This window comes from Halogeometricum sp. CBA1124 (assembly GCF_009741955.1).
Classification (GTDB): Archaea; Halobacteriota; Halobacteria; order Halobacteriales; family Haloferacaceae; genus Halogeometricum; species Halogeometricum rufum.
Window position 1 is genome coordinate 1 of sequence record NZ_WPCD01000139.1, and the last position, 9,883, is coordinate 9,883.

Sequence of the window (9,883 nt, forward strand, 5' to 3'; positions counted from 1 at the left end):
CCGCCGTCGGGAGCGGCGTCGCCGTCGCGGGCGCGGTGCCGCTGGCGCTCCCGCTCTCGCACCTCGTCGCCGCCGGCCGCGCGGAACTGTACGCCGCGCTCCCGGCCGTTCTCGCCCTCGTCGTCGTCCTCCTCGTGGCCGCCGAACCGACGCGGCGGCGGCGACTCGGCGGCGTCGCCTGTTTCGGACTCGCGGCGGGACTCGGACTGCTGACGCTCGGCGTCCCCACCGACGGGTCGCTCGCGCCGTCGGCCGCGACGTCGATGCTGGCACCGCTGTTCGCCGGCCTGTTCGGCGCGCCGGTCCTCGTCGATGCGCTCGGCGGGCGGGGAGCGATACCGCCGCAGGAGGGGGCGCGGACCGCTCTCGCCGGTGGCGACGCTCCGCGCGGCCGCGTCGGGCGTCGGCGGCGGTGCGCTCGTCGGCTACCTCCCGGGCGTCTCCGCGGGCGTGGCGACGGTGTTGGCACTCGGCGGCGCGGGGGGCGAGAGCCGCCTCGCCGACGGGTCGAGCGGAGACGGCGGCCGAACAGACCGCCTGTACGTCGTCGCGACCAGCGGAGCCGACACGGCGACGGCCGTCTTCGCCGCCGCGGCACTCGTCGTGGTCGGCGACGAACGGAGCGGGGTGGCCGTCGCCCTCTCGGCCGTCGGCGGCGGCGGGTCCCCGTTCGGCTCGGTGACGGCGCTGGCCACCTCGTCTTCGCCGCGGGCGTCGGGTGCGTGCTGGTGCCGACTGTCGGCGACCGCTACCTCGCCGTCGTGCGCCGACTCCCGCACCGCGCGCTCTCCGTGGCGGTTCTCGCCCTGCTGTGGGCACTCGCGGGCGTCTTCGCGGGCGTGCCGGGGCTGTGCGTCTTCGCGCTCGCCGCACTCGTCGGCCTCGTCCCGCCGCGTCTGGGCGTCCGGCGCGTCCACCTGATGGGCGTGCTCATCGGCCCCGTCGCGCTCGGGTGAGCCGGAAAGACAACCGTTAAAAGTCGCGGACGGGTTGATAGCCGTATGAGCCAGTCCGAGCAGCGACACGCCAGACAGTGCGTGTCCTGCGGCATCAACATCTCCGGCATGAGCGCGGCGACGTTCGACTGCCCGGAGTGTGGCACCGAGATTTCGCGCTGTGCGAAGTGCCGAAAGCAGAGCAACCTCTACGAGTGTCCCGACTGCGGCTTCATGGGTCCGTAAACAATGGGGAAAGTAGCTGCCAAGATGAAAGTCATGCCGAACAGCCCCGAAATCGACCTCGACGAACTCCAGGAACGACTGGAGGACTCCCTGCCCGAGGGTGCGAAGATAAACGGGTTCGAGCGTGACGACGTGGCGTTCGGACTCGTCGCACTCCTGCCGACGGTCATCGTCCCCGACGACGCCGGCGGGACGGAAGCCGTCGAGGAAGCGTTCTCGGACGTCGAGGGCGTCGAGAGCGTCGCCGTCGAGAACGTCGGCCGCATCTGAGCGGACGACGGTAGCGGTCAGTTCTCGCTCGCGGCGTCTGCCGCCGTCGCAGACGCTGCCGTGCTATCGAAATCCGCGAGTGACGACGCCGCCCGAACCGACAGTTTCGCGCGGAGAAGACGGGGCGGTCAGTCGCCGCGTTCGACGTAGAGGACGCCGATGACGGGCGCGAGGATGAACCCCATTCCGAGCACGATGAGGAACGCGACGGACGTGCTCGTTCCGAGTGCCCACGCGACGAGGACGCCGACGACGGCACCGAGGAGGATGCCCGCAGAGGCACCCACGCCGAACTTCTCGCCGAGGTGGCTCGACACCCCGCCGACGGCGTGCGATTCGGTCGGTTCGTACTCTGTCACCGACTGCTCACCCGACGGCGCGTCGTTCTGAGTCGCAAGTTCTTGAGCCATGCGCTACCGTACTCCGGCCTCGGTGTTAGGTTTACCGCGTTTTCGGACGGTAGTGAACGGCCGACGGTCAGAACGCGGCGTCGAACGCCGCGTCGAGGTCCGCCTTCATGTCGTCGACGTGTTCGATACCGACCGACACGCGGACGAGTCCGTCAGTCAGTCCGGCGGCGAGGCGTTCCTCGCGCGGGATGGCCGCGTGCGTCATCGCCGCCGGTTGCTCGATGAGGCTCTCGACGCCGCCCAGACTCTCCGCGAGCGTGAACACTTCCGTCTCCTCGACGACGGTGGAGGCCTGTTCGAGCGTCCCGTCCACCTCGAACGACAGCATCCCGCCGAAGTCGTCCATCTGTTCGGCCGCGAGTTCGTGCTGGGGGTGTGACGCCAGTCCCGGGTAGTAGACGTCGGCGACGCGTTCGTGGTCGTCCAGCCAGCGGGCGAGTTCGCTCGCGTTCTCGCAGTGGCGGTCCATGCGGACCGAGAGCGTCTTCGTCCCGCGGAGGACGAGGAAGCAGTCGAACGGCGACGGCGTCGCGCCGACGGCGTTCTGGTAGAAGCCGATTCGCTCGTCCAGTTCCTCGTCGTCGGTGACGAGTGCGCCCGCCACCACGTCCGAGTGGCCGCCGAGGTACTTCGTCAGCGAGTGCGAGACGACGTCCGCGCCGTGTTCGAGCGGTCGCTGGAGGTACGGCGTGGCGAACGTGTTGTCCACGGCGCAGAGCGCGTCGTACTCGTGAGCGAGGTCAGCCAGCGCCGAGACGTCGTTGACGCGCATCAGCGGGTTCGTCGGCGTCTCGACCCACAGGAGGGCCGTCTCCTCGCGCATCGCGTCGGCGACGGCGTCGTGGTCCGTCGTGTCCACGAAGTCGAACGAGAGGTCGTACTCCTCGTACACCTGCGTGAAGATGCGGTGCGTGCCGCCGTAGACGTCGTCGCCCGTGACGACGTGGTCGCCCGCTTCGAGCAGGTTCAAGACGGTGTTTATCGACCCCATCCCGGAGGAGAACGCGCGGCCGTGAGCGCCGCCCTCGAGGGAGGCGAGGTTGGCTTCGAGGTCCGTGCGCGTGGGGTTGCCCGTCCGGGAGTACTCGTAGCCGCGGTGGTCGCCCGGCGCGTCCTGCGCGTACGTCGAGTTCGCGTGGATGGGCGTCATCAGCGCGCCCGTCTCCTCGTCGGGGTCCTGTCCGGCGTGGATGGCACGCGTCTCGATGGAGTAGTCGCTGTCGTCGTCCATGCACCCGTCGTCGCGGGCGACGGGCCTGACTCTTGCCCTTTCGCCGAGTTCACGCCACGCTCCCGCACGCGCGAGACAGGAACGTGCGTTTTATAACTGCGTCACCAGTATTCTGCCTCACGACTATGCCGAGTTCCAACGGTCCGCTTCACGGGACGAGAGGAAAGCTGTCGAACAAACCCCGCGAGCGCGGCACCTCCCCGCCGCAGCGAGCGATTCAGGAGTACGACGAGGGCCAGAAGGTCCACCTGAAGATCGACCCCAGCGTGCGAAAGGGCCGGTTCCACGCGCGCTTCAACGGCCACACGGGCGAAGTGGTCGGCAAGCAGGGCCGCGCGTTCAAGGTCCAGATCAACGACGGCGGGAAGGACAAGATTCTCGTCGTCCGGCCCGCCCACCTGCGCGCCCAGCAGTAACTCCTCTCGCCGATGACCATCTTCAAAGAGAAGGTACACGAGGAGTATCTCACCACGAGCGAGGTCAAGGAACTCCTCGAAGACGTCGAAGCCGAACGCGCCGCGGACGAGGAGCGTGAACTCCGTTACGAACTCGCTCGCGCCATCGAACACGTGAACCGCTTCGCCTTCCTCGACCCCGAAGAGTCGGTCGAACTCGTCGAGGAACTCCTCGAACTGGAGAAGGTCGACGAGGCGACGGCGTTCAAAATCGCGGACCTCCTCCCCCAGAGCCGGGACGAACTCCGCGCCGTCTACGCGCAGGAGCGGTACGCGCTCAGCGGCGACGAACTCGACGAGATTCTGGACGTCGTCGCGAAGTACGCCTGAGGGGCCAACTTTTTAAATACGCCGTCGGCGTATCCATTGACATGACAAGCGCTGAGAGCGGAGACGCCGACCCCGACACGTCGGTCGACGAGACCGAGAGCGGCGCCGACGCGGCGACTGACGTGACGTCCGCCGTCGTCCTCGACCACCTCCCGCACGGGCGACCGGACGACGACCGGCCGCGATACAAGAAATCGCCGCTCGCGTACGCCCTCGGCGAGAAGAACTTCCGCCTCTTCGAGCTTCGACTCGGCGACGACTCGGACGTCTCCATCGGTGACAAGGTAGTACTCTTCCCGGCGGAGGAACGCGACGCCGTCGAGGAACTCCGTGAAGTCGGCTACGACGACCTGTCGAACACGGCGCACTCGGAACTGGAGTACGTCGTCGAGGACGTCGTCGAGGAGAACGAGCGGCGCTTCGTGGACTTCTACAACGACGCCCAGCCCATCACGCTGCGCCTCCACCAGTTGAACCTCCTGCCGGGCATCGGGAAGAAACTCCGGAACAACATCCTCGACGAGCGCAAACGCGGCCCGTACGAGAGCTTCGAGGACCTCGAAGACCGAGTGTCGGGCCTCCACCACCCCCGCGACGTGCTGGTCGAGCGAATCATGGAGGAACTCCGCGACGACGATCTGAAGTACAAGGCGTTCGTCGGGCGAGACAGCTAGTCCCGCCCCCGAGCCGAGACGTTTACCCCGGTTCGCACGTATTCTCCGCCGATGACCGAGCCGCAGCCAGAGTCGACAGAGGCGGCGGCGCACGCGCCGCGCGACCCGGACCGACTGATCCGACGCGCGGGCCTGCGCGGCGACCCCGACCAGGACCAGCACTTCCTCGTGGACGACCGAGTGCTCGACCGCATCCCCGGCTACCTCCCCGACGACGCGGACGCCTCGCACGTCCTCGAAGTCGCGCGGGGACGGGCGCGCTGACCGACCGACTGCTCCGCGTCGCCGACCGGGTGACCGTCGTCGAACGCGACACGCGCCTCGCCTCGTTCCTCCGCGAGGAGTTCGCCGCGGACGTCGAGGACGGTCGACTGACGGTGCTGGAGGGCGACGCGCTCGAACTCGACCTGCCGGACGTCACCGCCTGCGTCTCGAACCTCCCGTACGGCATCTCCTCGGAGATAACGTTCCGCCTGCTCCCCCGCGGAATCCCCCTCGTGCTGATGTTCCAGAAGGAGTTCGGCGAGCGGATGGCCGCCGAGGCGGGCGGCGACGACTACGGTCGCCTCTCGGTGAGCGCGCAGCACTACGGCGACGTGGAAGTCGTCGAGACGGTTCCGAAGGAGGCGTTCGACCCCGCCCCGGCCGTCGAGAGCGTCGTCGTCCGCGTGACGCCGCGCGCGCCCGACTACGAGGTGGCCGACGAGGCGTTCTTCCTCGACTTCGTGAAGGCGCTTTTCACCCAGCGACGCAAGACCATCCGCAACGGCATCCGCAACACCGCGCACATCTCCGGGCTGTCCGACCCCGAGGCCGTCGTCGAGGCGGCCGACGAGGACCTGTTGCGAAAGCGCGCGGGGAACGTGACGCCGCGGGAGTCGCGGCGCTGGCGGCGCTGGCCGACGAACACGGGCGGTGAGACCGATGCTCGTGGCGCTCTCGACGACACCGCTGCAGGGGGTCGGGGACGGCGCTCCAGCAGTTGGGGGAGGCGGTTCCATCGTTCGCCGGGCGCGTCGCCGTCACCGGCGCCATCGTCTTCCTGACGACTGTCGTCCTCGCCAGGAGCGACGAACTCCACGACTACGACCTGCCGGGCGTTCCGAGCGCGCTGTGGAGCCTGCTCGTGACGCTGACGACGATGACGCTGGCGATCGGCGCCGCCGCCCTCATCGTCGGCGTCTGGGGGCAGGCCGAGGCCGTCGCGTCGGTGTTCGAGGGCTACGACTTCGGCTACGAGTCGTTCGTCAAACTCGGACTCTCCGTCCTCCTCCTCGTCGGCGCGTACACGATGACGAGCCTGGTGCGGCGTCTCGTCGACGAGGTGACGGAGGCCCGCCCGGCGGTCAGCCAGCACCAGCGCGAGATAGCCTACCGCATCGCGCAACTGTCGCTGTACGTCGTCGGCGTCGCCATCGTCCTCGCCATCTGGGAGGTGAACCTCGGCGGCGTCCTCGTCGGCGCCGGGTTTCTCGGCATCGTCGTCGGGATGGCCGCCAGACAGACGCTCGGCGCGTTGCTGGCGGGGTTCGTCCTGATGTTCTCCCGACCGTTCGAGATAGGCGACTGGATAGAGGTGGGCGACCACGAGGGAATCGTCACCGACATCACCGTCGTCAACACGCGCATCCAGACGTTCGACGGCGAGTACGTGATGATTCCGAACGACGTCGTCTCCTCGGAGAGCCTCGTCAACCGGAGCCGGAAGGGGCGACTTCGCATCGAAGTCGAGGTGGGCGTCGACTACGACGCGGACCCGAAGCGCGCCGCGGACCTCGCCCTCGACGCCGTCGAGGGACTGGACGAACCGCTCAACGTCCCGACGCCGCAGGTGGTGCTGAAGCGGTTCGCCGACTCGGCCGTCGTCCTCGGCGTCCGCGTCTGGATAGACCGGCCTAGCGCGCGCCGCAAGTGGCGCACGCAGACGTCGGTCATCGCCGCGGTGAAGGACGCCTTCGAATCCGCAGACATCAAGATTCCCTTCCCGCAACGGGAACTCATGGCCCGCACCGAGGAGGACGGCTTCGTCGTCGCCGGCGACGCGAGCGGTCGGCGTCGACGACCGGCGGACGCGCGGACGGAGGCTGAGGCGACGACCGACGGGGGGGACGACGGCGACGTGAACCCGGAGCGTGACGGCGCCGGGACGACGGCGACCGCCGCGCCGGCGGCGAACACCGCGGCGACGGCGAGAGCCACGACGCGGCGCTTTCGAACGGCGACCGTGACGGCGACGGCGAGGAGGACGAGTCGTGACCGACGACCTGGCCGAACGGCGCGGGATGGAGACGAACGTCTACCAACCGGCCGAGGACTCCGCCCTCCTCGCGGAGGCGGTGGTCGACCACGCGCGCGGTCGCTTCCTCGAAGTCGGCACCGGGTCGGGGTGGGTCGCCGAACGGGCGGCCCGCGACGCCGAGGTGACGCGCGTCGTCGCCAGCGACGTGAACCCGCACGCCTGCGAGAGCGCGCGTGAACGCGGCGCGGCCCTCCGCGCAGAGGGGCACCTCGGAATCGAAGCCGTGCGCGCGAACCTCGTGGACCCCTTCCGAGACGGAGCCTTCGACACGGTGGCGTTCAACCCGCCGTACCTGCGACCGACCCCGACAACGAGTGGGACGACTGGATGGAGAGCGCCCTCTCGGGCGGCGAGAGCGGTCGGAAGTTCCTGAACCCGTTCGTGGACGACGTGGGACGCGTCCTCGCCGATGGGGGACGCGTCCTCCTCCTCGTCAGTTCGCTCACGGGCTTCGAGGAAGTCGTCGCGCGCGTCGAAGCCCGCGGGTTCGACCACGAGACGGTCGTGCAAGAGTCGTACCCGTTCGAGACGCTGTCGGTGCTCCGACTGACGCGGGAGTCGGCGTCGAAGTCGGCGGCCGAGGAATAACTGGCGCGAATAGACCGCATCAGCAAATATTAAGCGTCGGCATTTCGTAGCCGAGTGTGATGACCGAACTGGTAGCGACGTCGCCCGGGCTATTCCCCCTCCCGGACTGGGCGAAGTCGGACCTCTCAGACCTCAAAGGGCACCAGAAGGACGACCTCATCTCCGGCGACGAGTCGGACGAAATCGTCGCCGTCTACGACGAGGCGCGCGAGGAAGTCGTCGGCGACCAACGCGACGCGGGCCTCGACAGAGTCGTCGAGGGACAACTCCGCTGGGACGACATGCTCGCTCACCCCCTCGCCGTTCACGACAACGTCGAGACGGGCGGCATCGTCCGGTACTACGACAACAACAACTTCTACCGCGACCCGCAGGTCGTCGGCGACCTGACGTTCTCCGGCGACGTGGCCGCGGAGTTGGAGGCGGCGGCCGAGTTCGCGGGCGAGACGCCCCTGCAGGCCGTCCTCCCCGGCCCGTACTCGCTGGCCGAACTCGCCACGGACGACCACTACGGCGACGATGCCGACTTCCTCGCCGCCGTCGGCGACTTCCTCGCCGGCGAAGTCGAGGCGTTCCCCGAACACGAGACGCTGTTCCTGCTCGACCCCTCGCTGGTGACGGACGCGCCCGACGACGACGCCGCGGAGCGAGTCCCCGAGGCCATCGACGCCGTCGCGGACGCGACTGACGCCGACGTGGTCGTCCACACCTACTGGGGCGCCATCGACGAGAAGACGTACGCGCACCTGATGGACGCCGACGTGGAGGCCATCGGCTTCGACTTCGTCGCCGGCGACCGCGAGACGACGCTCTACAACGTCAACGAGTACGGCGCGAAGGACGACGTGGCCCTCGGACTCGCCGACGGGCAGAACACTCTCGTCGAGGACCCCGAGACCATCCGCGAACGCGTCGACTGGGTGAACGGCCAGATTCAGGGCGACGACTTCGACACCGCCTACGTGACGACGAACACCGAACCGTTCTACCTCCCCGTGAACAAGCATCAGGAGAAACTCCGCGCGTTGGCGACGGCCGCCGACCTCGAATCGGAGGTGGAGGCGTAATGTCCCGAAACGCCGAGAACCGCGAGCAGTTCCGCCCGAACGACCACGACGCCGAGCACTTCCTGCTCACCACCGTCGTCGGGAGCTATCCCAAGCCGAAGTGGCTGAACCGGTCGAAGGAACTCGCCGAGGACGACGCCTCGAAGTTCGACGACGACGACCTGACGGAGGCGTACGACGACGCCGCCTGCGTCATCACGCACGAACACGAGGACGCCGGACTCGACACCGTCGTCGACGGCGAGATGCGCCGCGAGGAGATGGTCGAGTACTTCGCTCACCGCATCCCGGGCTACGAGTTCAACGGCCCCGTCAAGGTGTGGGGGCACAACTACTTCGACAAGCCCTCCGTCGCGAGCGAAGTCGAGTACGACGAACCGTGGCTGGTCGACGAGTTCGAGTTCACCTCGAACGTCGCCGAGAAGCCCGTCAAAGTCCCCATCACGGGGCCGTACACGCTCGCGCGCTGGTCGTTCAACGAGGCGTACGACACCGAGGCGGACCTCGCCTACGACCTCGCGGACCTCGTGAACAAGGAGGTCGAGAAACTGGTCGAGGCGGGCGCGAAGTACGTCCAGATAGACGAACCCGCGCTGGCGACGACGCCGGACGACCACGCCATCGTCGGCGAGTGTCTCGAACGCATCGTCGCGGGCATCCCCGACGACGTGCGCATCGGCCTGCACGTCTGCTACGGCGACTACTCGCGCATCTACCCCGAGATAAACGACTTCCCCATCGACGAGTTCGACGTGGAACTGTGCAACGGCGGCTACGAGCAGATAGACGTGTTCACCGACCCCGAGTTCGAACCCGACCTCGCACTCGGCGTCGTCGACGTCCACACCGCCGAAGTCGAGTCCGTCGAGGAGATAAAGGAGAACATCCTCGAGGGCCTCAAAGTCGTCCCGCCGGAGCGACTCACCGTGTCGCCCGACTGCGGCGTGAAACTCCTCCCGCGCGAGGTGGCCTACCAGAAGATGGAGAACATGGTGACGGCCGCCCGCGAAGTCGAGGCCGAACTCGACGCCGGCGAGATAGACGTCACCGCGCCGACGCCGAACGCCGACTGAGGCGGCGTTCGCTCGCGGTCACCGGCGGCGTCCCCGCCGCCCGGCGTGGCCGACGACACCGCCGAGGGCACCGAACGCCGAGCGCTCCGGCCAGGCCCCCGAGCAACGCGCACGTCCGCCGGTCGGTCCGCGCGAGGAACCCGGCGGTCGCACCGCCCGCGACGACGCTCAGCATCGGCGGGGCCGCGAACGCCCACCTCGGGACCCACGTCCCGACGACTTCGGCCGTCACGAATCCGAGGACCGGAACCAGCACCACCGTCAGGACGCCCAGCACCGCGGTGGTCGCCGCGCCCGCGAGGACG

At 68.6% G+C, this 9,883-nt stretch carries 12 protein-coding genes and 3 pseudogenes; 11 read left to right on the top strand and 4 right to left on the bottom strand.

The window, feature by feature from the left end; translation table 11 throughout:
- The coding region (locus GJ632_RS26000; RefSeq protein ID WP_394351815.1) for a hypothetical protein at positions 1-229 on the bottom strand (229 nt) is incomplete at its 3' end.
- 83 nt (positions 230-312) lie between these two features.
- Here GJ632_RS26000 and GJ632_RS25475 point away from each other — a divergent pair.
- From GJ632_RS25475 to GJ632_RS15015, 3 genes are all read left to right on the top strand, one after another.
- Positions 313-921, top strand: a complete 609-nt coding sequence (locus GJ632_RS25475) for a tripartite tricarboxylate transporter permease (RefSeq protein ID WP_343161200.1) — start codon at positions 313-315, stop codon at positions 919-921.
- An 80-nt stretch (positions 922-1,001) separates the two neighbouring features.
- Complete coding sequence (locus GJ632_RS15010; protein ID WP_089807544.1) at positions 1,002-1,181, top strand: HVO_2753 family zinc finger protein; 180 nt, start codon at positions 1,002-1,004, stop codon at positions 1,179-1,181.
- 3 nt (positions 1,182-1,184) lie between these two features.
- Positions 1,185-1,451, top strand: a complete 267-nt coding sequence (locus GJ632_RS15015) for an elongation factor 1-beta (RefSeq protein WP_089807545.1) — start codon at positions 1,185-1,187, stop codon at positions 1,449-1,451.
- A 128-nt stretch (positions 1,452-1,579) separates the two neighbouring features.
- Here GJ632_RS15015 and GJ632_RS15020 read toward each other — a convergent pair whose 3' ends face one another.
- Entirely contained in the window at positions 1,580-1,861 is a 282-nt protein-coding gene (locus GJ632_RS15020; RefSeq protein WP_191453383.1) for a hypothetical protein, read from the bottom strand.
- Between the two features lie 67 nt (positions 1,862-1,928).
- Positions 1,929-3,092, bottom strand: a complete 1,164-nt coding sequence (locus tag GJ632_RS15025; RefSeq protein WP_089807549.1) for a cystathionine gamma-synthase — start codon at positions 3,090-3,092, stop codon at positions 1,929-1,931.
- Between the two features lie 125 nt (positions 3,093-3,217).
- Here GJ632_RS15025 and GJ632_RS15030 point away from each other — a divergent pair, with 125 nt between their 5' ends.
- The 8 genes and pseudogenes from GJ632_RS15030 to GJ632_RS15065 all read left to right on the top strand — a co-directional run bounded on the left by GJ632_RS15030 (position 3,218) and on the right by GJ632_RS15065 (position 9,578).
- Positions 3,218-3,508 carry a 50S ribosomal protein L21e gene (locus tag GJ632_RS15030; RefSeq protein WP_089807551.1) on the top strand — a complete coding sequence of 97 codons (291 nt, stop codon included), beginning with the start codon at positions 3,218-3,220 and terminating at the stop codon, positions 3,506-3,508.
- Positions 3,509-3,520: 12 nt separating this feature from the next.
- On the top strand, positions 3,521-3,877 hold the full coding sequence (locus tag GJ632_RS15035; RefSeq protein ID WP_089807553.1) for an RNA polymerase Rpb4 family protein: 357 nt from the start codon (positions 3,521-3,523) through the stop codon (positions 3,875-3,877).
- Positions 3,878-3,918: 41 nt separating this feature from the next.
- Positions 3,919-4,551 carry a DUF655 domain-containing protein gene (locus GJ632_RS15040; RefSeq protein ID WP_089807555.1) on the top strand — a complete coding sequence of 211 codons (633 nt, stop codon included), beginning with the start codon at positions 3,919-3,921 and terminating at the stop codon, positions 4,549-4,551.
- Positions 4,552-4,602: 51 nt separating this feature from the next.
- Positions 4,603-5,470: pseudogene (locus tag GJ632_RS15045) on the top strand (16S ribosomal RNA methyltransferase A).
- Between the two features lie 570 nt (positions 5,471-6,040).
- A pseudogene (locus GJ632_RS26005) lies at positions 6,041-6,517 on the top strand (mechanosensitive ion channel family protein); the annotation flags it as partial.
- Positions 6,518-6,833: 316 nt separating this feature from the next.
- A pseudogene (locus GJ632_RS15055) lies at positions 6,834-7,438 on the top strand (HemK2/MTQ2 family protein methyltransferase).
- 59 nt (positions 7,439-7,497) lie between these two features.
- Complete coding sequence (locus GJ632_RS15060) at positions 7,498-8,505, top strand: 5-methyltetrahydropteroyltriglutamate--homocysteine methyltransferase (protein ID WP_191453384.1); 1,008 nt, start codon at positions 7,498-7,500, stop codon at positions 8,503-8,505.
- Positions 8,505-9,578: a methionine synthase gene (locus GJ632_RS15065; protein ID WP_089807560.1), complete on the top strand. Its 1,074-nt coding sequence runs from the start codon at positions 8,505-8,507 to the stop codon at positions 9,576-9,578. The genes GJ632_RS15060 and GJ632_RS15065 overlap by 1 nt, the downstream gene beginning before the upstream one ends.
- On the opposite strand, the gene GJ632_RS22260 is transcribed toward GJ632_RS15065, so the two are convergent.
- On the bottom strand, positions 9,550-9,883 hold a 334-nt coding region (locus GJ632_RS22260), incomplete at its 5' end, for a hypothetical protein (RefSeq protein ID WP_197428025.1). The two genes, GJ632_RS15065 and GJ632_RS22260, sit on opposite strands and share 29 nt — an antisense overlap.